Raw genomic sequence first — 21,579 nt, 5'->3', positions numbered from 1 at the left:
CGCCTGCCACTGACCCCTTGGCCCGTGAAGGTGCACTGTTCGCCTCCGGCTGTGCACCCCCATGACGCCGTGGGAATCCCGAACTCCCCCAGGGGTCCGGGCCGTGCCTCAGCCGCCAATGACCATCACAGGCGGCACACACGTGCACACCTCAGCGGGAGCGCAGAACATGACGGGGCTTCAGATTCATCGGGAGGAGGCGGCGGGTCGTGTCACCCTGCGCCTGGAGGGGACGTTGGACGGGAGGACGGCGCAGGAGCTGCGCGTGTCGCTCCAGGCCCTGGCCCAGAGCGAGGTGGTCCTGGACTTCGCGCACCTGCGCGAGTTCAAGGACAGCGCGGTGGGCGTCCTGACCCACGGCCTGAAGCAGAACGCGGTGCAGCTGCGCGGGCTGGCCACCCACCACGAGCGGATGTTCCGCTACTTCGGCGTGGTGTCATCACCTTCGCCCCACCGGGCGTACTACACGCCCGAGGACATCCTGTCGGCCTGAGTCCGCGCAGGTGAAGTCCCCAGGCCGCGCACATCCCCGGCAGTGCCCGCGCCCCCAAGGCAGGCGGGCATCCGGAGTGGACCGCGGGTGGACTGGAGGGGTGCCGCCGTGCGGTCGCCTGGGCTAGAGTCCGCGCCCAGGATGACCCAGCCCGCCCGCGTCCTCGGTCCTGTTCCCACCCCTGTTTCCGCACGCGCGGTGATGGAGCGGCTCGCCGCCCAGCTTGGCCGCGCCGTGCAGGGAAAGACCGACGAGGTGCGGCGCGTCGTCACCTGCGTGGTCGCGGGAGGGCACCTGCTCCTGGAGGACATGCCAGGTGTGGGGAAGACGACACTGGCGGAGGCGCTGGCCCGCGCGTGCGCCCTGTCCTTCTCCCGCATCCAGTTCACCGCGGACCTGCTGCCCGCGGACATCCTGGGCGCGCAGGTGTTCCACGCACAGACGGCCACCTTCTCCTTCCGTCCCGGCCCCCTGTTCCGTCAGCTGGTGCTGGCGGACGAGCTCAACCGGGCGCCCCCGCGCACCCAGTCCGCGCTCCTGGAGGGCATGGCCCAGGGCCAGGTGTCGATGGACGGGCAGACGCACCCCCTGCCCTCCCCCTTCACCGTGGTGGCCACCCAGAACCCGGTGGACTTCTCCGGCACCTACCCCCTGCCGGACTCGCAGCTGGATCGCTTCCTCGTGCGGCTGTCCCTGGGCCACCCGGCGGCGGACGTGGAGGCGCGCCTGCTCACCACGCGCGGCGCCGCGTCCCCGCTGCCGTCGGTGGAGGCGGTGACGGGGCCGGAAGAGCTGGCGTCGCTGCGCGCCTTCGCCCAGGAGGTGCAACTGGACGGGGCGGTCGCGGACTACGTGGTGCGGCTGGCGCGGGCCACCCGCGAGCACGGCGACCTGGAGCGCGGAGCCTCCACGCGAGCGGTGCTGGCGCTGGGGGCCGCCGCGCGCGCCCAGGCCCTGTGGGAGGGGCGGGACTTCGTCACCCCCGGCGACGTCCGCGCGATGCTGGTGCCCTGCTGGGCGCACCGGGTGCTCCTCCGGAGCGCGGTCCAGGGCGTGTCCGCGAGGGACGAGGCGGCGCACCTGGTGGAGGAGCTGGCGCGCAAGGTGGCGGCGCCCCGGTGAAGGACTCCGCCCGCCCCCCCTTCCGGGCCCGGCTGCGCGCCTTCTTCCGTCCCCCGCGCACGCTGTCGGTGACGAAGACGGGCCGCACGTACCTGGTGGTGACGTTCGGCGTGGGGCTGGGCGCGCTCAACACCGGCAACAACCTGCTGTACCTGCTGCTGGGCCTGCTGCTCAGCATGGTGGTGGTGTCCGGCGTGCTGTCGGAGCGCTGCCTGCGCGACCTCACGGTGCGCCGGGTGGGCGCGGACGCGGCCTTCGCCCGGGAGCCCTTCGCCTACCGCTGGGCGGTGTCGCGCAAGGCGGGCCACGGCTTCGCGCTGACGTTCTCCGAGGACCTGTCCCCGCTCACCGGCACCGGCCGGCTGGGGCACCTGCCCCCGGGGCAGGAGTGCGTCGTGAGGGCGGACCTGGCCGCGCCGCACCGGGGCCCGGTGCGCCTGTCCGGGGTGCGCGTCACCACGACGTGGCCCCTGGGCCTGTTCGCCAAGACGCGGGTGTTCTTCCTGGAGGGCACGCTGCTCGTCTACCCACGCCGGGGCTACGCCTGCAAGGAGCCGGGGCCCGCCGAGTCCGGCCCCCGGGGCGAGGCGGGCAGCCCGCGCCACCTGGACGGCACCGGCGACGTCGCGGGGCTGCGCGAGCTCACTCCGAACGAGGACGCGCGGCGCATCCATTGGCTGAAGAGCGCCTCGGCGGGTCGCCTGCTGAAGGTGGAGCGCGAGCGCGAGGAGCGCCGCATCTGGAAGCTCTCGCTGGAGACGGGCCTCACGGGCGACGCGCTGGAGCGCCGCTGCGAGGAGGTCGCCTACCAGGCCCACCAGCTCCTGGAAGCGGGGAATGAAGTGGGGCTCCAGCTTCCGGAGCGCACCCTGCGTCCGGCGGCGGGGGGCGGGCAGGAGCGGCGCATCCTCCAGGCGCTCGCGTGGGTGGGCTTCGAGGACACGGACTCCCGGGAGGCGGCGTGAGGCGTCCCTTGCGGCTGCGGCTCGTCCTGCGCGACCTGGCGGCGGGTGCGGCCTTCGGCGCGATGGCCGTGTCCGGGCAGCTCCCCGTGTGGGCGCTGGGGGTGTTCCTCGGCGCGCTGGTGCTGGCGCTGTGCGACGTGCGGCTGGTCGCGCGCCATGCGCGCCTGTCCGCGCTGGGGCTGCTGGTCGCGGCAGTCCTGCTGGGCATGCAGCTGATGTCCGGCGCGATGAACGCGGTGGTGGCCGCGTGCTCCTTCGCGGGCCTCATCGCCGCGCAGCGGATGCTGTCCACGCCGGACGCCGCCGCCGAGGGCCAGACGCACCTGACGGGCCTGTTGATGGTGGCCGGCGGCGCGGCGCTGTCGGGCGACATGACGTACGCGCTGTGCCTCATCGCCTTCGGGGTCCTGGCCAGCCTGTCGCTGGCGCTGGGCGTGGTGGAGGCGGCGGTGCCGGACGGCGAACCCGTGCCCGTGCGCGCGGTGCTGCGGCCCCTGTCGGGCGGCGTGACCTTCGCGGTCGCCGGCGCGGTGGCCTTCTTCGTCCTCTTCCCCCGCCTCAACTGGGCCATGGTGGGGCCGCGGTCGGCACCGGGCCTGGGCGCGGTCAGCACCGCGGGCTTCTCCAACACCGTGCGGCTGGGCGGCGCGGGCACCATCAAGAGCAACCCGCGCGTGGTGCTGCGTGCCCAGCTCGCCCCCGACCCGAGCCGGGACGCGCTGGACGCCTATTGGGTGGGCCGCACCTACGACACCTTCGACGGGCTGGAGTGGACGAACGTCGCCGGCGCCCAGCAGACCGAGCGGCAGATCACCCTGCGCCCCGCCAGCGACACGCTGGTGCACCAGCGCATCGAGCTGCTGCCCGCCTACGGCAGCCGCACGCTCATCGCGCTGGAGACGCCTTCGCGGCTGGGCAACGCCCTGGCCCACACGCCCACGGGGACGCGGAGCAGCCCTGTGCAGTTGCACGGCGGCGGCGAGGTGCGCTTCACCATCACCGCCCCCTCGTACACCTACGAAGCCTACAGCCTGCCCCCGGACGGGAAGGCGGACCTGTCCACGGCCCTGCTCCAGCCGGAGAAGGATCAGCTCCTGGCGCTGCCCGAGCACCTGGATCCGCGCGTGGGCCAGCTCGCGACGCGGGTGCTCGCGGGAGAGAAGGAGCCGCTGGCCGCGGCGCGCAAGCTCGCCAGCTTCCTGCAGCGCGACTACGCGTACACGCTGGAGCAGGGAGGCATGCCGGAGGATCCGCTGGGCGACTTCCTCTTCGTGCGCAAGGCGGGGCATTGCGAACACTTCGCCACCGCGCTGACGGTGCTGCTGCGCACGCAGGGCATCCCGGCGCGGCTGGCCACCGGCTTCTACGGTGGAACGCGCGTGGACGGCGGCTACCTGGTGCGCGCGGGGGACGCGCACACGTGGACGCATGTGCTCGTCCCGGGGCGCGGCTTCATCACGGTGGACGCCACGCCCCCGTCGAACCGGACCAGCCAGGGGCCCGTGCTCCTGGAGCGGCTGCTCGCCCTCTATGAGGCCGTGGAGGCGCGCTGGCGCAACTCCGTCGTCGACTACTCGTTCCGCGATCAGTTCGAACTGGCGAGCGCCCTGGTGCGCCCGCCCCGCCGCCCCGCTGGGTCCGCCGAGAATCCGGGCTCGAGCCGCCTGCCTCCGCCCCGCGCGTGGGTGACGGCCGCCGTCGTGGCCTTCGTCGTCTGGCGCGCCAGCCGCTTCGCCTCTCGCTGGACGAGCCGCGCTCCTGCCCTGGAGGCCACGCGCTTGCTGGACCGCGTGGAGGCGCTGCTCCAGCGCGCCCACGTCCCGCGCTTCGAACACGAGGCGCTGGAGGACCTGACCACGCGCCTGGCCCGCGATGGACACCCGCTGGCCCTGGCCCTGACGCCCCTCACCCGCCGCTACCTGGAAGCGCGCTTCGGCCGCCGGGCCCTGCGCGAGGGAGAGGCCGAGCACCTGCTCGCCACGCTCCGCCGCGCGCTGGAGGCGGAAGCCGCACGCCGCGCCGTGAAACCAGACGGCCAATCAAGCCCTACCGCCCGCGCTTCCTGAGCGGAACGGAAGTGCCCTCTGGCAGGAAGCGGCCTTCCTCCGCTGGTCGCCCGCCCTCCCCAGGAACACCCGGGCGGGGTAGCGAAATGTCTCCCCACCCTGGCGTGCGACGCCATTAAGCCTTTCAACGGCCCCCCATTCACGGGCGCCATGGCGAGGCGTGCTCGAGGGCTGGGAGACGTGCACTTTCTACCCACCCAGAGCCGCGAATTTCCTCTGGTGTCCGGGTAACGGTTACAGGCGGCTCCTCGGAGCCATCCACCTGCGTTTTCCAACCCCTTGGAGACACACGCGAATACATCCAACCCCTGGTTGGCATCCCGGTTGCTCAGGGCTGACACGTCAAGTTGTGGGACCTGAACCCAGGGCACCTCTCACGCGCCTCCGCGCCGTCAGGAGGCCCGATTTGGAGAATCCATCCATGCAGGCTTCGACCGAGCAATCATCCAACTCCGGCTCCCTCGCGATGTACCTCTCGGAGATCAACCAGTACTCGCTGCTGAAGGTGGAGGAGGAGCAGGAGCTGGCGCGGCGGTTCATCAAGGGGGACCTGGCGGCGGGCCACCGCCTGGTGACGAGCAACCTGCGCTTCGTGGTGAAGGTCTCCTACGAGTACCGCTCCTATGGCATCAAGATGTCCGACCTCATCCAGGAGGGGAATATCGGCCTGATGAAGGCGGTGCAGAAGTTCGACCCGGACAAGGGCATCCGCCTCATCTCCTACGCGGTGTGGTGGATCCGCGCGTACATCCAGAACTACATCCTCAAGAGCTGGTCGCTGGTGAAGCTTGGAACCACCCAGGCGCAGCGCAAGCTGTTCTTCAGTCTGGCGCGCACGCGCCGCGAGCTGGAGAAGCTGGGCAGCGGCGAGGCCGTGGTGAACGTGGATGAGATTGCCCGCAAGCTCCATGTGAAGCCAGGCGAGGTCCGGGAGATGGAGCAGCGCATGGGCGGGCGCGACCTCTCCCTGGACGCCCCCATGGGCGAGGACGGGGGCAACAGCCACGTGGACTTCGTGGTGAGCGCCGCGGCGCCGCAGGACGACGAGTTCGCGGACAAGGAGGAGGCGGGCCTCATCAACAACCGCGTGCGCACGGCCCTCATGCGGTTGGATCCACGGGAGCGCTTCATCATCGAGCAGCGCGTGATGAACGAGCGCCCCATGACGCTCAAGGAGCTGGGCGAGCACTTTGGCTTCTCCCGCGAGCGCGCCCGACAGCTGGAGATCCGCGCCAAGGACAAGCTCAAGTCGGAGCTGGCCGCCCTGATGGCGGAGGTGGATCCGGAGACGCTCGCCGCCCAGGGTTGACGCGCGCCGCCGTCGAACACAGCCACGCGGTCCCTGTGACTCCACGCCCCGCCGCCCTTCACAGGGCGCGCGGGGCGTCGCCCTTTTCTGGAGGGCGGGCGACCGTTTCAAAGTCCCGGCTGTTTTCGCGCGGCGGCGGAGACCCTGCTAGAAGGGACGCCGGATTCCCTGTCAGGAGTGTGGCTGCTTGTCCCACGGTTCCCCGCCGGTCGTCGATGATCGCGTCCCCCTCGCGGAAGCGCATGGCGCCCCGCACAAACCCTATGTGTCCCCGCAGCAGTCGCCCGCGGAGCTGACGATCCGCGGCCTGGTGCTCGGGTCGGTGCTGGGCATCGTGTTCGCGGCGTCGTCCGTGTACCTGGCCATCAAGGTCGGCCTCACGGTGTCCGCGTCCATCCCGGTGGCGGTGCTCTCCATCGCCATCTTCCGGGCCCTGGGGCGCTCCAGCATCCTGGAGAACACCATCGTCCAGACGACGGGCTCCGCGGGTGAGTCGCTGGCATTCGGCGTGGCGGCGGCGCTGCCGGCGCTGCTCATCCTGGGCTACGACATCAGCCTCACGCACGCGTTCCTCACCGCGGCCCTGGGCGGCGTGCTGGGCGTGTTGATGATGATTCCCCTGCGCCAGGGCCTCATCGTCCAGGAGCACGGCAAGCTCACCTACCCGGAGGGCACCGCGAGCGCGGACGTGCTGATTGTCGGTGAGCAGGGCGGCACCAACGCGCGCACGGTCATCCTGGGTTTCATCATTGGCGGCGTCTACAAGTTCGCCTACTCCGGGATGAAGCTCTTCAAGGAGGCCATCGGCACGCCCATCAAGGGGCTCAAGGCCGCGACGCTCTCCACGGAGGTGTCCCCGGAGCTGTTGGGCGTGGGCTACATCATCGGGCCGCGCGTCGCGTCCATCACCTTCGCGGGCGGCGTGCTCAGCTACCTCATCCTCATCCCGATGGTGTCCTTCTTCGGCAGCGGCATGGAGACGCCGCTGCTCGTGCACAACGGGATGCTCATCCGGGACATGTCGCCGGATCAGATCCGCAACGCGTACGTGCTCTACATCGGCGCGGGCGCGGTGGCGACGGGCGGCCTCATCAGCCTCATCCGCTCCCTGCCCACCATCGTGGGCGCCTTCAAGCGCAGCGTGGAGACGCTGCGCGCGTCGCGCACGCAGGGGCAGCTGCCCACGGTGCTGCGCACGGACCAGGACCTGCCCATCACGGTGGTGCTGGTGGGCAGCGCGCTGCTCATCCTGGCCATCTGGCTGGCGCCCCCGCTGCACGTGAACTTCATCTCCGCCATCCTCATCGTCATCTTCGGCTTCTTCTTCGTGACGGTGAGCGCGCGCATCACCGGTGAGATTGGCAGCTCCTCCAACCCCATCTCCGGCATGGTGGTGGCGACGCTGCTGGTGACCTGCCTCGTGTACCTGCTGTTCGGCTGGACGTCGTCGCCGGACCGCTTCATGGCGCTCACCACGGCGGCCATCGTGGGCATCGCGGCGTCCAACGGCGGCACCACCGCGCAGGACCTGAAGACGGCGTTCCTCGTGGGCGGCACGCCCAAGCGCCAGCAGATCGCCCTCTTCGTGGGCGTGCTGACCAGCGCGATGTTCATCGGCCTGGTGCTGGTGCTGCTCAACCAGGGCGCCACCGCGGTCATCCCGGAGGCCCACCCGGGCGTGCAGGTGACGGAGCTGACGGACACCACGCGCACCCAGCACACCTACCGCTGGGCGGTGAGCCAGGACGCGCTCTCCCAGCGCGGCATGACGCCCGCGCAGCTCAAGCGCTCGCTGTGGGCGGAGCGCCTGGACATGGTGCCTGCGGACGGCGCGCTGGAGCTGCGCAGCTGGCGCCCGGTGCCCGCCCAGGAGCTCGCGGGCCTCACGCTGTCGCCGGCCAACGGCCCGTCGCTGAAGCTGTCCGACGCGGGCGCCGTCACCGCCGGGCCGGACCGCGTCTACCGGGAAGGCTTCGTGCGCGGCGCGGACACGCCCGTGCCCGCCGGGCGCTACCTGGTGGATGATCAGGGCGGCATCCAGTACGTGGTGGACCCGGGCATCGGCGGCCGCATCAGCGAGTACGAGGGCCAGACGCTCACCCGCTACTCGGCGCCCAAGGCGCAGCTGTTCGCGCTCATCATCGACGGCATCCTCACGCAGCGGCTGCCCTGGGACCTGGTGCTCCTGGGCGTCTTCATCGCGCTGATGCTGGAGCTGTGCGGCGTGTCCTCGCTGCCCTTCGCGGTGGGCGTGTACCTGCCCATCAGCAGCAGCGCCCCCATCTTCGTGGGCGGCATGGTGCGCCACTTCGTGGACAAGCTGCGCGGCGGCAGCGCGGCGGAGTCGGAGTTCTCCCCCGGCACGCTGATGTCGTCCGGCTACATCGCGGGCGGCTCCATCGCGGGCGTGCTCATCGCGTTCCTGGAGATCGCCAGCGACGGCGCCTGGACGCGCGCCATCAACCTGCCCGCCCTCTTCGGGCACGAGGGCGCGTTCGGCGCGTTCCTCAACGCCGTGGGCGAGAGCGAGCTGGCGCACCCGACGTGGTCCAACGTCTGGGGCCTGGCGTTCTTCACCGTCCTCACCGCGGTCCTCTTCCGCTCCGCCCTCAAGGGCAAGAGCGGCGCCGAGGCCCCGCCGCCGTCGCACTGACGCCCCCCCGTCACGGCCACCCTCCCCCGCTCGCCTCACCGCGCGGGGAGGGGGGCGCTACAGCGCGGGCATCGACGGCGGCACGCTCGGGTCGCCGCCGCTCGCGTCCGGCTCCTTCGCGCAGACGTACTCGGCGCGCAGCGGCGCCACGACGCCGAACGTGAAGACGTAGACGAACGGGCTCCACCACGGCCAGTACACGTCCACCCGCGACAGGCCATGCCGGCACTCCGCCGCGGCCACGTTGGACGTCGTCAGGCCCGCCACGAAGCTCGCGCCCAGCTGCCCTTCCGGGGCCCCGTCGCGCGGCGCCGGGCTGCGCACGCTCATGCGGAAGCACCCTGTCAGGGACGCCAGGACGAGGGCGGACGCGGCCAATCGCTTCATCGGCGGGGACTCCAGGGTCGAAGGGGCTCCTTGCCTAACACACCGGGGATTCCCCGCCAGCCTGTCCCGTGTTGATCAGGTGTCACTTCAACCCCCTGGATTCTGGGCGGTTCTCGGATTGGGACCCGGCCCGGGACGGGAGTACAATCGAAGGCCCCTCAACCGGGGCCTTCCGCCCCATCCGGATTCTTCCAGGTTTCATGGCACAGCCCCAGAAAGTCACGGACGCCAACGCGGAGGCGGAGCAGTCACCGGAGGTCCGCGAGAAGGTGGAGCTGGCGCGCACGTTCGCGTTCCACCTGCTCAAGGGCATCAAGCAGATCGGCATGTACCGCCACAACGAGGCGCGCTTCCCGGAGTTCCTCTCGAAGGCGCTGGAGTCCATCTCCGCGTACACGGAGAAGTTCGGACCGCTCTCGCTGAAGGTGGAGCAGCAGAACTTCATGCTCTACAACGAGCCGCTCTTCTCGGAAGAGTCGCCGCTCCCCTACAAGTTCTTCCGCGACGGCATCCGCCAGCTCATCTTCCGGCCGGGCCTGCCGCTGGAGGAGCTGGTCACGCTCACGCTCATCGCGCTGTCGGAGCCGGAGCGCGGCGCGGACGACGTGCTCGCGCAGCTGTGGCGCGCGGGCATGCAGCAGGTGGAGTACGTGGTGGTGGAGGGCTTCTCCATGGAGGGCGCCTCCGAGGACGAGGTCCAGGTGGAGGTGGACAAGGTGGTGGGCTACCTCTACTCCCGCCTCCAGACGAACTCGGATGACTTCCTGCGCTTCGCGCGCGTGTCCGCGGAGGACCTGGACGCGAAGCTGGACGGCGTGGAGCAGATCCGCGGCCTCGTCGTGGGCGGCCGGCACGCCACGGATGACCTGAAGGCCCGGCTGCAGCGGGAGATCACGGAGGAGGAGAACGCGCGCCTGTTCCCCAAGCTGGTGGGCGCGGTGTTCCAGGTGGTGGAAGGCGGCGTGGACGACGTGGCGCTGCTGGAGGAGATCTTCCTGCAGCTGCTGGACATGCTCCTGCTGCAGGACGACTTCGGCACGGTGAACCAGATCGTCCTCAAGCTGCGCGCGCTCTCCCAGCGCGAGGGCGGCGAGGAGCTGGGGCGCATGCTCCAGTCCTTCCTCCACAAGATGGGCGAGGAGCAGCGCCTCACGCGGCTGGGCGAGTCGCTCAAGACGACGCGCGCGAAGAACCCCCAGGACGTGACGCGCTACCTGCAGGCGCTGGGCGTGGACTCGGTGCTGCCGCTGCTCAACGTGCTGGAGTCCATCGAGCTGCCGGAGAACCGTTCGATCCTGGGCGACGTGCTGGGCACCTTCGCGCGCGAGCTGCCGGAGCCGTTCGTGGCGCGCCTGCTGTCGGACCGGCCCCAGACGGTGCGCGACATGGTCTACATCCTGGAGAAGAGCAACCACCCGGAGCGGGTGAAGATGTTCTCCCAGGTCATGAAGAGCCCCAACCTGGTGGTGAAGCTGGAGGTGATGCAGATCATCGGGCGCGGCCGCACGGCCGAGGCCCGGCGCATCATCCAGGAAGCGCTCACCGACGGCGTCTCCCAGGTGCGCATGCTGGCCGCGAAGCTGCTGCCGGAGTTCGACCGCGACCGCGCGTTCACGGACCTGGTGAAGCTGGTGCGCGACTCCGGCTGGGACAAGAAGACGTCGGATGAGAAGTCCGCCATCTACGCGGCCATCGGGGCGACGAACCTCCCCGCCGCGCTGTCCATGATGCAGCAGCTGCTGACGGTGAAGCCGTCGCTGCTCAACAAGCGGCGGGTGATGGAGGACAAGCTGCTGGCCGTCACCGGCCTGGGGGGCGCGGGCTCCATCCAGTCCTACAAGTTGCTGCAGGCCGTGGTGGAGGACAAGACGCAGCCCGTGGAGATCCTCACCGCGGCCCGCAAGGCGATGTACCAGACGCGCAAGGCCCTGTTCGGGGACTCGGCGCTTCCGGAAGAGGCGAGCTGACACCATGGCCGACAACCTGAAGATCAATCAGACCCAGGACGAGAACCTGGGGGAGTACGGGCGCGAGCACAACGAGAAGCTCCAGGGCCTGTCGCGCTCCATGCTCGCGGGCCTCTACATGCTCGTGCGCTCGGTGAAGATGTATGACCCGGAGAACGCGGTCTTCGAGAAGCCGCTGCACCAGCTCCAGGACATCATCAACCAGATCATCGGCAAGGAAGGCCGGCTGGAGCTGACGGGCGTCAAGGACTCGTACTACCTGAACGGCATGCTGGTGAAGGTGGACCTCAACTCCATCGAGAACCAGCGCTACCTGCTGTCGGAGATGCGCGCCAAGGACGTGGGCGGCATCACGCTGACCAAGCCCGTCACGGTGCAGGAGCTGAAGAACTTCGTCTGGATCTTCAGCAAGGAGCAGTCCACCGCGGCGGAAGAGGACGGGCTGCAGGGGCGCAAGCTCCTCAACATGCGCGTGGCCAAGTTCTCCAAGCTCAAGGAGAAGATGAACAAGGACATGGACACGCCGGGCGACCAGAAGGTCGACCGCAAGAAGTACGCGATGACCGTGTACGCGCGTGCCGTGTTCTTCCTTCAGAAGTACCTGGAGTCCGTGCGCGCGGGGAAGCCCATTGGCTCCTCGCGGGCGCTGCGGCTGGTGCAGGACTTCGTGGACATCTCCTTCGATCAGCGCACCCACTTCCTGGGGATGACGACGCAGAAGCGCGAGGAGGACTACCTCGTCTACCACCAGGTCAACGTGGCGCTGATGTGCATCGTGTTCGGCGCCGAGCTGGGCCTCACGAAGCCGCAGCTGCGCGACCTGGGCTACATCGCGCTCTTCCACGACGCGGGCATGACGACGCTGCCGGAGGAGCTGTCCACCAAGCGCGGGGCGCTCACCGCGGATGAGAAGACGACGGTGGCCCGCGCGCCGCTCATCAGCGTGCGCAACATCCTGCTGGAGAAGGGCTTCAGCCGCTCCACGCTGCTGCGCGTGGTGACGACGTTCGAGCACAAGACGGACTACGGCACCGCGGTGCGCGACGCGCGCGGCAACATCCAGATGATCATCCCCAAGACGAACCTGGGGGTGTACGCGAAGGTCATCGCCATCTGCGACGCCTACGACGCGCTCACCTCGCGCCGGCCGTACCGGGACGCGTACGGCCCGGAGGTGGCGCTGATGCTGATGTGGACGGAGATGCGCCAGAAGTTCGACCCGGAGCTGCTGTCCGTCTTCATGCGGGTGATGGCCATCCAGCCCATCAAGGTCCTCTCCCGCCGCCAGCAGCAGCTCAGCGTTTCCGGACTCTAGCCTTCGGGGCCGGCTTCTTCGGGGCGGGCGGCCCCGCCGGAAGGCCGGCCTCGCGCAGCAGGCCCAGGGCCTTGGTGAAGTCCTCCGGCAGGGGCGCCTCCAGCGTCAGCGCCTTGTGCGTGCGCGGGTGCTCGAAGGCCAGGCGCCACGCGTGCAGCGCCTGACGGCCCAGCGCCTCCTGCGCCTTCTCCACCGCGCCCTTCGCCTTGCGGCCGCCGCCATAGAGCGCGTCGCACAGCAGCGGGTGTCCGGCCTCCGCCAGGTGGACGCGGATCTGATGCGTGCGGCCAGTGAGCAGGTCCACCTCCACCAGCGCCGCGCCCTCGAAGGCCTCGCGCACGCGGAACACGGTGATGGCGGGCTTGCCCTCCTTCACCTTGCCGGTGAAGCGCTGGCGGTGGATGGGGTGACGGCCATAGAGCGTCTCGATGCGCCCCTCCGCGGGCGGCACGCCGTGCACCAGCGCGAGGTACGTCTTCTGCACTTCGCGCGTCTTGAAGGCCTTCTGGAGGGCCACCAGGGCCTTCTCGTGCTTGGCGACGACGAGGCAGCCGGTGGTGTCCTTGTCCAGCCGGTGGACGATGCCGGGGCGCAGCTCGCCGCCCACGCCCGCCAGGTCCTTCACGCGGTGCAGGAGGGCGTTGACCAGCGTCCCGGAGGCGTGGCCCGCGCCCGGGTGCACCACCATGCCGGCGGCCTTGTCCACGACGACGAGGTCGCGGTCCTCGTGCAGCACGGACACGGGCAGCGCCTCGGCCTGGGGAATGGCGGCGACGGGCGCGGGGATGTGGACGGTGAGGAGCTCGCCCCCACGCAGGCGCTGGGCGACCTTGCCCGGCTTGCCGTCGGACAGCACATGGCCGTCCGCGATGAGGCCCTGGAGCCGGGAGCGCGTGAGGTCCGGGAACGCGCGCGCGAGGTATTGGTCCAGGCGCTCGCCCCTGGCTTCGGGGAGGGCGCGGTGCTCGCGCGTGTCGGGTGAGGCCACGGCGGAAGGAGCTACCAGATCTTCGACTTCACGTGCGCCTTGGAGCGCAACACGATGTCGTTGATGGCGCGCTCGAAGAAGTTCGCCTGGGTGCTGATTTCAGCGCTCACGCGGCTCTTGTAGAGCGCGCGCCCCTCTTCCAGTTCCTCCTTGAGGACCTCGAAAAGGTTGTCCTGCTCGATGCCCTTGATGATCTTCTGCTCGTTGTAGAGCGAAATATCGGAGGCGATCGCGCGGGCGAGTCGCATCGCCTTGACCTTTTCCTCTTCCGTCATCGTGCCACTACTTAGGCACCCACCCCGTGCGAGTCAACTTTTCCGGTTGCATGGGAGGGTGCCCGGCCGCCTCGGCGTCAGCGGCCCGACCTGGCGGGTTTCTCTGAGAACAGCGCCAGATAGCTCTTGGACACGCGCAGGGGGTCCAGGCCCAGCTCGCGGGCGAGGTTCATGAGGATGCCGCGCAGGTACACGGTGGTGGGCAGCGCGGTGTAGCGGTCCGCCTCCACGTTCTCCAGGTGACGCACGGAGATGCGGGTGCGGTCGGCGAGCTGCTGGATGGACAGGCCCCGGGCCTCGCGGACGCGGCGGAGCAGTTCGCCGTTGAACTCGGCGTCCGCGGGGATGTCCACGCCCCGAGGCCGCGCCTCGCGCACCTTGGCGGCCACCTGCGCCAGCGCGGACTCCGCCGTCGCGATGGCCGAATCCTGCGCCAGCACCTGGGCGTCCCCGAGCTTCCGGACGGTGGGGCTCTTCGATGCGCCAGGTCCCGTGGCGGGCCGAGAGTCGATGGGGCGTGACGTCAGCGGTCGCACGGCGGCGCGCGAAGCCCCGGTGGCCGGGGTCCGGGCCAACGCGCTGGGCGTCGCGTCCGGGGTCGGAGCGGGGTTCGGAGACGACTCACCCTGGGTCGTCGTCGCGACCGAGGCGCTGTCCACGGCCGCCGTCCGGGCGGCCTCATCCGGGACCGCCGGGGCGAGGGGGCTCGCGGCGCCGGCCTCCGGAGACACCGAGCTGGCTTCCGAGGAAGCCGCTTCGGCGCGGTCCGGAGCACCGGCCTCCGGGGTCGGCTCGCGGTCCGAAACGGCGGTGGCGACCTTCGGAGCATCCACTCCCGGAGCCACCGCGCCGTCCGACGTGGAGGCCACGGACGCTGGAGCAGCGGCCTCGACGGACGCCCCCGCGTGCTCCCCTGACGCGAGGGCGGTGAGGTCCGCACCCGCCGACGGTGCGGGCGCCGCGTCCTGCTCGGCCCGGGAGGGCGCCGAGGCCGTGGCGCTGGATTGCTCCACGGCCGAGGCTCCGGCGGTGTTCGCGGAGGGGCCCTGGGAGTCTGGCGCGGACGCGGCGGAGGTCCCGCCCCCCGAAGCAGCCTCGCCCGACTTCGGCGCGGGGTCCGGTGGCGCCACGGTCGCGGCTTCGGCCGGCGCGGCGGCAGGCCTCGACGCGGACGCCGCTTCGCTCGCGGGCTCGGCGGCCACCGACTCCTTCGCCTCCACGGTGGGGCCTGGTGACGCCCCCAGGCCTTCGGTGACGGCCCCCCTGCCCTGTCCGCGCAGCGGCCCCGCGGGGACGTAGACGAACGACAGGCTCCGGGTGAACGAGGCCCGGAAGGCCTCCACCACCGCCACGCCTCCCACCATCACCGGTTCGGGGGCCGCGCCCGGCGCGTCCATCCCCGAGGACTCCTGCCGCTTCGACTCCTCACCGCGCATCCGATCCTCGCTCTTTCCGGGCGTACCGCTCGCGCGCGGCGCCTCCACCGCATCCTCGTTCACGGACGACGCGGCCTTCAGCCGCGACTCCGCCTCCAGCCTCTCAGCATCCACGGCCCCCGCGGCCTTGGCGAGCGCCGCGGCGGCGGTCGCCAGGGCCTCCGCGACCCGCGTGGCCGAATCCACCTTGTCCGGGGCCCCCACCGCGGCGGCGGCCTTCGCGAGCTGATCCGTGGACAGCCCGATGGAGCGGTCATATTCGACGCGCAGGTCCGCGTCGGTGAGCATCTCCATCGCTTCGGTCATCTGCGCACGCAGCGCCTCCACCTGATCCGGATCCCCCAGCGCGTACACCGCGATGGAGTCGGGCGAATACAGCTCCATCAGGCGCTGGTGGGCCGCGCGGATCTCCGCGTCTGAGGCCGTGGGCGGCACCTCCAGGATTTCGTAGTAGGTCTGCTGCGCGAAGGGCTTCATGGAATGGCGGACTCGGGGGAAAGGCCGTCGAGAGAGAGCAGCCGCGCGGCGATGCGCTGGAGGCCCTGGGACACGGGCGAGTCGGGCCGCTCGATGAGCACCGGCTTGCGCTTGCGCACCGCGCGCCACGCCTCGTCGTCGTAGCGCAGGGCGCCCAGATCATCCATGTCGATGCCAAAGAACTTCTTCCACGCGGACACCATCGCGGCGCCCACGTTCGCGTCCGCGTCGGTGCGCGCCTGGTTCACGACCAGCCGCACCCGGAACGCCGCCAGCTCCCGCTCCAGCCGCTCCGCGTCCGACGGGGCCTTGCGCCGCACCTGCTCGACCACGTCGTGCAGCGTCCGGAGCGCCCCCTCGCGCGTGGACAGCGCGCCCTCGACGAGGTCCTGGATGCCGTAGCGCGCCTCCGTCTGCTGGAGCTTCCGGAAGAAGGCCGCCTTGACGAAGCGGTACGCGTTCTCCACGGACGTGGGCTCCGGCAGCACCACCAGCAGGCCGTGGTCCGCGATCAGGAAGAAGTCGAGCGTGTTGAAGCTGGTGCCCGCGCCCAGGTCCAGGATGAGGTAGTCCGCCGTCTGCGACAGCAGCGTGCGCAGCAGCTTCTGCTTCTGGGCGTACTTGAGGTTCGCCGCGTCCAGCGAGTCCTGCGCGCCGGCGATCAACGACAGGCCCGGCACGCCCGTGGCGACCATCACGTCCTCGAGGTCCGCCTTCCCGCGCCGAAGGAAGTCCGACAGCGTGGCCTCCGGAGGCCCCACGCCCAGGCAGGTGTGCAGGTTGGCCCCGCCCAGGTCCGCGTCCACGAGCAGCACCTTGTGGCCGGCTTGCGCGAGCGCGACGCCCAGGTTCGCGGACACCATCGACTTGCCGATGCCGCCCTTGCCGCCGCCCACCGCGATGATCCGCCGCGAGCGCGCCCGCCGCGTCAGGCCCGCGGGCCCCGCGGGCGACACGCCCGTCGCCGGGGCCCCCACGGCACGCGGCGACGCACTGGTGAGCAAGGCAGGGACCGCTGGCGACGAAGGGGCGGGCTTCACGAAGGCTCGCATCAAAGCCCGTCCTACCGCCCGAGTCGACACCCCGCCATTTCACGGCCGTCCCACGGCCGCCGGCCCCCCTTCGCCAGGAGGCTCGGGGGGCAGGCGGCCGGGGGCACGGCCGGTGACACTCACTCGTCGAGCAGCTCGACGTTCCAGTACGACAGGTCCGCGAGGTGCAGGAACGGCAGCCACTCACGGTATGTGACCTTGCGGACGGCCCCGCGGAACAGCGGCGTCCAGCGCGGGCGCACGGGCTTCTTGAGCAGCCGCATCCCGGCCTGCTCCGGCGTGCGGCCACCCTTCTTCAGATTGCAGGGCACGCAGGAGCACACGACGTTCTCCCACGTCGTCTTGCCGCCCTGGGTGCGCGGGTTGACGTGATCCAGGTTGAGGTCGCTGCGGGGCAGCTGCTTCGCGCAGTACTGGCAGGTGTCGTTGTCGCGCGCGTAGATGTTGAGGCGCGAGAAGCGCACCTTGGCGCGCGGCAGGTGATCATACGCACCCAGCACGAGCACTCGGGGGACGCGGATGGTGCGGTCGATGGTGGTGATGCTGTCCTGGGTGGCGCTGAGCGCGGCCCAGTCCTCGAACTCATACAAGCGGTACTGCTCGTCGATGGCCTTGGCGACGCCCTGATACAGCAGGGAAAAAGCCCGTTTAACCGACGTCACGTGAACCGGTTGGTAGTACCGGTTTAAAACGAGCACGGCGCTGTTGATCATGGCTGGCTTCCCGAATGGGCGGCCGCCACAGCCTGCGCGACCTGCCCCAGGTCCTCCTCTGAGAGACATCGGACGTCGAGAACGATCTCGTCATCCGCAATCCTGCCAATAACCGGCACCTCGCCTTCGCGCAGGCGTTCCAGGAATAGTTTCGGCGCTCCTACGGTGAGGCTGCAAGCGTAGGAAGGCAACCGGGACAGCGGCATGGCTCCGCCTCCCACCTGTCCATCCACCGACAGCACCCGGCCCTCGACGCCGCGTGCCGCGAGCAGGGCCGCCAGCCGCTGTGCGCGGGCCTGCAAGACCGCTGGTTGCTGGGTGAGCAGGCCTTGGGTGGGGACCGCGCCCGGGCGGCCGTCCCGATAGAGCGCGAGTGTCGCCTCCAGGGCCGCGACCGTCATCTTGTCGACACGCAAGGCACGTGTGAGCGGGTGGGACTTGATGCGCTGGAGCAGGTCCGCCCGGCCGACGATGACACCGGCCTGGGGCCCCCCCAGGAGCTTGTCTCCGGAGAAGGCGACGACCTCCGCCCCGGCGCTGATGGCCTGGGCGACGGTGGGTTCGGGTGTGAGGCCAGGACCGGACAGGGGCACCAGCGCGCCGGAGCCCAGGTCCTGGAACACGGGCACGCCCCGGGTGCGGCCCAGGTCCGTCAGCTCCGCGAGCGAGGCCTCTTCCGTGAAGCCGACGAGCGCGAAGTTGGAGCGGTGGACCTTCACGATGAGGCCCGTGTCCGGGCCCAGCGCGTTGGCGTAGTCCGCGCGGCGGGTGCGGTTCGTGGTGCCCACCTCCACGAGCTTCGCGCCGGACTGGCGCATGACGTCCGGGATGCGAAAGCCGCCGCCAATTTCGACGAGCTCTCCGCGAGAGACGACGCACTCGCGGCCCGAGGCAAGCGCCGCGAGGACGAGCAACACGGCCCCCGCGCAGTTGTTGACGACGATGGCATCCTCCGCGCCCGTGAGCGCGCGCAGCAGGCCGACGAGCGGGGCATAGCGGCTGCCGCGTTCGCCTTCGTCCAGGTCGTATTCCAGGTTGGAGTAGCCCCGCGCCACGGCGACGACGGCCTCCACGGCCTCGGGCGCGAGCGGCGCGCGGCCCAGGTTCGTGTGGAGCACGACGCCGGTCGCGTTGAGCACCGGCCGCAGGTTCGGCGTGGCCAGGGACGTGAGGGCGGCTTCCACGTCCGCGTCCTCGAAGGGGCGCGAGTCACCGGCGAGGAGCCGGGAGCGCACGCGTTCGACGGCGAGCCGCAGGGCCGCGACCGCGCGGGCATGGGGGAGGTTCGCGAGTCGGGGCTCCAGCGACGGCCGCCGCAGCAGTTGCTCGATGGAGGGAAGGCCGCGAAGCAGCGCGTTCTTTCCTTCCGAAGGGTTCGACGCAGCGCCCATGTCCCGGCAGCCTACCTGATTTCCACCCGCGACGGGCTGCGACCGGGCCCTCGATGTCACGAATTGATGGCGACATCGAGGCGGCGGCGACAGCAGCGGGCGCCCTCAATCCCAGACAAACAATCCGTCACCAACCACCGTACGGCACCGTGATGGCCTCCATGAAGTGCCCGGACGGGTCCTGGAAATACACGCCGCGCCCGCCGTCATGGGTGTTGATCTCATTCACGCGCTGACCGCGCGGGTCGGCCCAGTGCTGGAGCTTCCGGTCGCGGATCTTCGCGATCAGCGAATCGAACACCTCCTCCGAGACGAGGAAGGCATAGTGCTGCGAGCGAATCTCCTCCTCGCTGTTGGCGAAGTCGAGCGATGCCCCGTCCGACAGCTTGACCACCTGGAAGTGTCCGAAGGGCTGGGGCTCGGGGAGCCCCAGCAGCTCCGCCAGGAAATGCGCGGACGCCACCTTGTCCTTCGCGGCGATGATGGTGTGGTTGAACCGGACAGACATGGAGGGGCTCCTTGCCGAGACCCCTCCCTATACTTCGCGGGTGTGATTGAGCACCAGGGGCCACAACCCCGCCAGTTCACTGCGCAGCACGGTCGCGCTCCCCTGGCGCTCCTCGGGCCGCTTGCGCATCAGCTTCAACACAATCCGCTCGAACGCCTCCGGCAGCTCCGGACGCACCTTCCGCAGGGGAACAGGCGTCTCCTGCACGTGCATGAGCATCAGCGGCACGGGCTGGGCATGGCGGAACGGAAGCCGCCCCGTGAGCAGCTCGTACGCCACCACGCCCAGCGCATACAGGTCCGTGGCCGGTGACACGGCCGCGCCCGTGACCTGCTCGGGCGCCATGTACTCCGGAGTCCCCAGCGTCGCTCCCTGCGCCGTGTTGCCCATCACGTGCGCGCTCTTGGCGAGCCCGAAGTCCATCAGCTTCAACACGCCCGTGCGCGTGATGAACAGGTTGCCCGGCTTCACGTCCCGGTGCAGCACCCCGCGCGCGTGCGCGTGCTCCAGCGCCACCGAGGCGTGCATCAACCACCGCAAGGCATTGGCGAGCGTGGGGCGCCCCTCCAGCATCACCTGCCGCAGGTCGCTGCCCTCCAGCAGCTCCACCGTCAGGTAGTGCCGGTCGCCATCCATGCCCACGTCGAAGACATGCAGGATGTTGATGTGCTCCAACGCCTTGGCGTGCTCCACCTCCTGGCGGAAGCGCGTGACCAGGGCCTCGTCCGCGTGCGGCACCGCCAGCACCTTGAGCGCCAGGCGCTGCTGGTTCTTCAGGTCCAGCGCCTGGTACACCGCCGACGTCCCCCCCACGCCCAGCCACTTCTCCACCCGGTAGCGGCCCGCCACCACCTGCCCGGGGACGAGCCCCCGGTTCACCGGCGCGGGCTGCGGCGTCACCGCGCCCTGGATCAGCGTGCCCCCTGGAGACACGGGCGTCCGCACCTGGGGCAAGGTCGGCTCCAGGCCGTCCCCGGCCGGGGCCTGCTCCCGCAGCGCGTCCGGGCCCAGGTACGCCACGGCTCCTGCGTCATCGTCCTTGGAATGCACCCCGCCCTCCCCTCACGACTCCAACAGCGAGACGGGGGCCGGTGCGCCCGCGCCCTCGATGTCCAGGTGGGGCGTGGGCAGGTTGTACTCGGCGGCGGCGATGGTGGCCTCCACCATGATGGGGCCGGAGATCTCCGTGGGCTCGCCCTGGCAGAGCAATTCCACCACGTGCTCCAGCGTCCACTTGCCCATCCGGCTCACCTCCAGCCGCTTGCCGTTGAACTTCGCCGTGTCCGACAGCTGGTCGCTCGCGGTGAGCTTCGCCTCCACCGAGTCCCCCAGGTAGCCGCGCGCCAGCGTCAGCACCCGGTCCACCACCGAGTTCCACGCCTGCAGGTGCGTGCGGTCCTGCGCCTCGTCGATGATGTCCAGGCCCACCTGCAGCCGCTCCATGCGCTCCAGGAACTGCTGCACGAGCTTGCCCCGGATGACGCGGCCGTGCTGGGGGGCGATCATCTCCACCGCGGGCGTCAGCTTCCGGATGGCCGCCACCGCGCGCACCAACGCCGAGTTCACCGGCATGTAGATTTGGTGGAACGCCCGGATGCCCGTCCAGTCGGACTCGTCCGCCCACAGGCCCTGGGCCTTGCTGTCCGTGAGGCCGCCGAAGAGGTCGCCCGTGAAGAGCACCCGCGTCTGCGGGTCGTAGAGCATCACCGCCCCCCGGAAGTGGCAGAAGGGCGACGGCACCGGCAACAACCGGTGCCCGGTGGGCACGCTCAGCCCCTGGGAGAACTTCTCCGTCGGGATGAAGCGGTTGCGCGGCAGGTTGAAGTGGACGATGAGCCGCCAGGTGTCCTCGGAGCACAGGATGCTCGCGCGCGGAGAGTAGCGCGCGGAGATGATGTTCGCCGACGAGCCCACGTCCGGATCCTGGTGGTTGATGAAGAGCGCGGACAGCCGGTCCATCCCGCCAATCAGCGACACCACCTTGGTGTGGATGGTGGAGAAGTCGCTGCTCGACCCGGGGTCGATGAGGAGATTGAACTCCGCGGCCTTCTTCGTGCGCGCGTCCGTGCCGCGAAAGCGCCGCAGGTAGGGATTGGCGAAGAAGATGCCGCCGGGCTCGCGCTTCCCGACCCAGAAGGTCTCGGGGGCGATCTCCACGGCGGTGCGGTTGAGGTCTATCTGCGGGGCGGGGGCGTCGGTGTGGCTCATGGCGTGTTGTCCTTCACGCAAACGAGGGGGTGGAACGGCCCACCGACAGTATCAGCCCCCTCGCTCCTCCCGAGCCCCTTCCAGTGGTGACGGACCGGGGGGCATGAGCCCCGCTTCTCGCTGCCCACCCGCCGGTCAACGGAGAATGACCGGATTCAGGCGTCGGCGAGGCTTGCGCTAGGCCGTGTCTGATGGATGTGGGAGCGCCGGTTGTTGTCTCCGCAAGGAGGCAAGGCGAGATGATGCGCTACGAG

The 21,579-nt window shown here is 70.4% G+C and carries 18 protein-coding genes; 8 read left to right on the top strand and 10 right to left on the bottom strand.

Annotated features, from left to right (window positions below; genetic code table 11):
- The first annotated feature begins 169 nt into the window (after nucleotides 1-169).
- The 6 genes from FOF48_RS34650 (at nucleotide 170) to FOF48_RS34625 (ending at nucleotide 8,608) form a co-directional block, all read left to right on the top strand.
- Complete coding sequence (locus FOF48_RS34650) at nucleotides 170-493, top strand: STAS domain-containing protein (protein WP_143909020.1); 324 nt, start codon at nucleotides 170-172, stop codon at nucleotides 491-493.
- 141 nt (nucleotides 494-634) lie between these two features.
- Nucleotides 635-1,615, top strand: a complete 981-nt coding sequence (locus FOF48_RS34645) for a MoxR family ATPase (RefSeq protein WP_143909018.1) — start codon at nucleotides 635-637, stop codon at nucleotides 1,613-1,615.
- Complete coding sequence (locus tag FOF48_RS34640; protein ID WP_143909015.1) at nucleotides 1,612-2,580, top strand: DUF58 domain-containing protein; 969 nt, start codon at nucleotides 1,612-1,614, stop codon at nucleotides 2,578-2,580. Before FOF48_RS34645 ends, FOF48_RS34640 begins: the two co-directional genes overlap by 4 nt.
- Nucleotides 2,577-4,646, top strand: coding sequence for a DUF3488 and DUF4129 domain-containing transglutaminase family protein (locus FOF48_RS34635; RefSeq protein ID WP_143909013.1), 2,070 nt, complete (start codon nucleotides 2,577-2,579; stop codon nucleotides 4,644-4,646). The genes FOF48_RS34640 and FOF48_RS34635 overlap by 4 nt, the downstream gene beginning before the upstream one ends.
- Nucleotides 4,647-5,067: 421 nt before the next feature.
- The gene (locus tag FOF48_RS34630) at nucleotides 5,068-5,955 is read left to right on the top strand and encodes an RNA polymerase factor sigma-32 (RefSeq protein ID WP_014396039.1); all 888 of its coding nucleotides are present in this window, start codon (nucleotides 5,068-5,070) and stop codon (nucleotides 5,953-5,955) included.
- A gap of 187 nt (nucleotides 5,956-6,142) precedes the next feature.
- Entirely contained in the window at nucleotides 6,143-8,608 is a 2,466-nt protein-coding gene (locus FOF48_RS34625) for an OPT family oligopeptide transporter (RefSeq protein WP_143909011.1), read from the top strand.
- 57 nt (nucleotides 8,609-8,665) lie between these two features.
- On the opposite strand, the gene FOF48_RS34620 is transcribed toward FOF48_RS34625, so the two are convergent.
- Nucleotides 8,666-8,995 carry a hypothetical protein gene (locus FOF48_RS34620; RefSeq protein ID WP_143909009.1) on the bottom strand — a complete coding sequence of 110 codons (330 nt, stop codon included), beginning with the start codon at nucleotides 8,993-8,995 and terminating at the stop codon, nucleotides 8,666-8,668.
- A gap of 200 nt (nucleotides 8,996-9,195) precedes the next feature.
- Here FOF48_RS34620 and FOF48_RS34615 point away from each other — a divergent pair, with 200 nt between their 5' ends.
- Together FOF48_RS34615 and FOF48_RS34610 are read left to right on the top strand one after the other, a co-directional pair.
- A complete protein-coding gene (locus tag FOF48_RS34615) occupies nucleotides 9,196-10,962 on the top strand; it encodes a HEAT repeat domain-containing protein (RefSeq protein WP_143909006.1) in 1,767 nt (588 codons plus the stop codon).
- Between the two features lie 4 nt (nucleotides 10,963-10,966).
- Nucleotides 10,967-12,277: an HD-GYP domain-containing protein gene (locus tag FOF48_RS34610; protein WP_143909004.1), complete on the top strand. Its 1,311-nt coding sequence runs from the start codon at nucleotides 10,967-10,969 to the stop codon at nucleotides 12,275-12,277.
- Here FOF48_RS34610 and FOF48_RS34605 read toward each other — a convergent pair.
- The 9 genes from FOF48_RS34605 to FOF48_RS34565 form a co-directional block, all read right to left on the bottom strand.
- Nucleotides 12,258-13,265, bottom strand: a complete 1,008-nt coding sequence (locus FOF48_RS34605; protein ID WP_143909002.1) for an RluA family pseudouridine synthase — start codon at nucleotides 13,263-13,265, stop codon at nucleotides 12,258-12,260. The two genes, FOF48_RS34610 and FOF48_RS34605, sit on opposite strands and share 20 nt — an antisense overlap.
- An 11-nt stretch (nucleotides 13,266-13,276) precedes the next feature.
- On the bottom strand, nucleotides 13,277-13,540 hold the full coding sequence (locus tag FOF48_RS34600) for a hypothetical protein (protein ID WP_120526362.1): 264 nt from the start codon (nucleotides 13,538-13,540) through the stop codon (nucleotides 13,277-13,279).
- A 77-nt stretch (nucleotides 13,541-13,617) separates the two neighbouring features.
- Nucleotides 13,618-15,453, bottom strand: coding sequence for a helix-turn-helix domain-containing protein (locus FOF48_RS34595; protein ID WP_143909000.1), 1,836 nt, complete (start codon nucleotides 15,451-15,453; stop codon nucleotides 13,618-13,620).
- A complete protein-coding gene (locus tag FOF48_RS34590) occupies nucleotides 15,450-16,505 on the bottom strand; it encodes a P-loop NTPase (RefSeq protein ID WP_235685949.1) in 1,056 nt (351 codons plus the stop codon). The genes FOF48_RS34595 and FOF48_RS34590 overlap by 4 nt, the downstream gene beginning before the upstream one ends.
- Nucleotides 16,506-16,624: 119 nt before the next feature.
- A complete protein-coding gene (locus FOF48_RS34585) occupies nucleotides 16,625-17,218 on the bottom strand; it encodes an HNH endonuclease (protein ID WP_143908998.1) in 594 nt (197 codons plus the stop codon).
- The gene (gene selA, locus FOF48_RS34580; protein WP_143908996.1) at nucleotides 17,215-18,609 is read right to left on the bottom strand and encodes an L-seryl-tRNA(Sec) selenium transferase; all 1,395 of its coding nucleotides are present in this window, start codon (nucleotides 18,607-18,609) and stop codon (nucleotides 17,215-17,217) included. Before selA ends, FOF48_RS34585 begins: the two co-directional genes overlap by 4 nt.
- Nucleotides 18,610-18,736: 127 nt before the next feature.
- Nucleotides 18,737-19,117: a VOC family protein gene (locus FOF48_RS34575; RefSeq protein ID WP_143908994.1), complete on the bottom strand. Its 381-nt coding sequence runs from the start codon at nucleotides 19,115-19,117 to the stop codon at nucleotides 18,737-18,739.
- A 27-nt stretch (nucleotides 19,118-19,144) separates the two neighbouring features.
- The gene (locus tag FOF48_RS34570) at nucleotides 19,145-20,167 is read right to left on the bottom strand and encodes a serine/threonine-protein kinase (RefSeq protein WP_143908992.1); all 1,023 of its coding nucleotides are present in this window, start codon (nucleotides 20,165-20,167) and stop codon (nucleotides 19,145-19,147) included.
- 12 nt (nucleotides 20,168-20,179) lie between these two features.
- Nucleotides 20,180-21,325: a hypothetical protein gene (locus FOF48_RS34565; RefSeq protein WP_143908990.1), complete on the bottom strand. Its 1,146-nt coding sequence runs from the start codon at nucleotides 21,323-21,325 to the stop codon at nucleotides 20,180-20,182.
- Nucleotides 21,326-21,579: the final 254 nt, after the last annotated feature.

Origin of the sequence: Corallococcus sp. Z5C101001 (assembly GCF_007352635.1) — a bacterium.
In the GTDB taxonomy this organism is placed as follows: Bacteria; Myxococcota; Myxococcia; order Myxococcales; family Myxococcaceae; genus Corallococcus; species Corallococcus silvisoli.
Note: the sequence above shows the minus strand (reverse complement) of the source record. Positions and strands in the feature narration are given on the sequence as shown.

Excerpts from the sequence above, each read along its gene's own strand:
- FOF48_RS34565 (WP_143908990.1), bottom strand. The coding sequence starts at position 21,325 with ATGAGCCACACCGACGCCCCCGCCCCGCAGATAGACCTCAACCGCACC.
- FOF48_RS34615 (WP_143909006.1), top strand. The coding sequence starts at position 9,196 with ATGGCACAGCCCCAGAAAGTCACGGACGCCAACGCGGAGGCGGAGCAG.
- FOF48_RS34645 (WP_143909018.1), top strand. The coding sequence starts at position 635 with ATGACCCAGCCCGCCCGCGTCCTCGGTCCTGTTCCCACCCCTGTTTCC.
- FOF48_RS34610 (WP_143909004.1), top strand. The coding sequence starts at position 10,967 with ATGGCCGACAACCTGAAGATCAATCAGACCCAGGACGAGAACCTGGGG.
- FOF48_RS34575 (WP_143908994.1), bottom strand. The coding sequence starts at position 19,117 with ATGTCTGTCCGGTTCAACCACACCATCATCGCCGCGAAGGACAAGGTG.
- FOF48_RS34590 (WP_235685949.1), bottom strand. The coding sequence starts at position 16,505 with ATGCGAGCCTTCGTGAAGCCCGCCCCTTCGTCGCCAGCGGTCCCTGCC.
- FOF48_RS34620 (WP_143909009.1), bottom strand. The coding sequence starts at position 8,995 with ATGAAGCGATTGGCCGCGTCCGCCCTCGTCCTGGCGTCCCTGACAGGG.
- FOF48_RS34650 (WP_143909020.1), top strand. The coding sequence starts at position 170 with ATGACGGGGCTTCAGATTCATCGGGAGGAGGCGGCGGGTCGTGTCACC.
- FOF48_RS34595 (WP_143909000.1), bottom strand. The coding sequence starts at position 15,453 with ATGAAGCCCTTCGCGCAGCAGACCTACTACGAAATCCTGGAGGTGCCG.
- selA (WP_143908996.1), bottom strand. The coding sequence starts at position 18,609 with ATGGGCGCTGCGTCGAACCCTTCGGAAGGAAAGAACGCGCTGCTTCGC.
- FOF48_RS34600 (WP_120526362.1), bottom strand. The coding sequence starts at position 13,540 with ATGACGGAAGAGGAAAAGGTCAAGGCGATGCGACTCGCCCGCGCGATC.
- FOF48_RS34585 (WP_143908998.1), bottom strand. The coding sequence starts at position 17,218 with ATGATCAACAGCGCCGTGCTCGTTTTAAACCGGTACTACCAACCGGTT.
- FOF48_RS34630 (WP_014396039.1), top strand. The coding sequence starts at position 5,068 with ATGCAGGCTTCGACCGAGCAATCATCCAACTCCGGCTCCCTCGCGATG.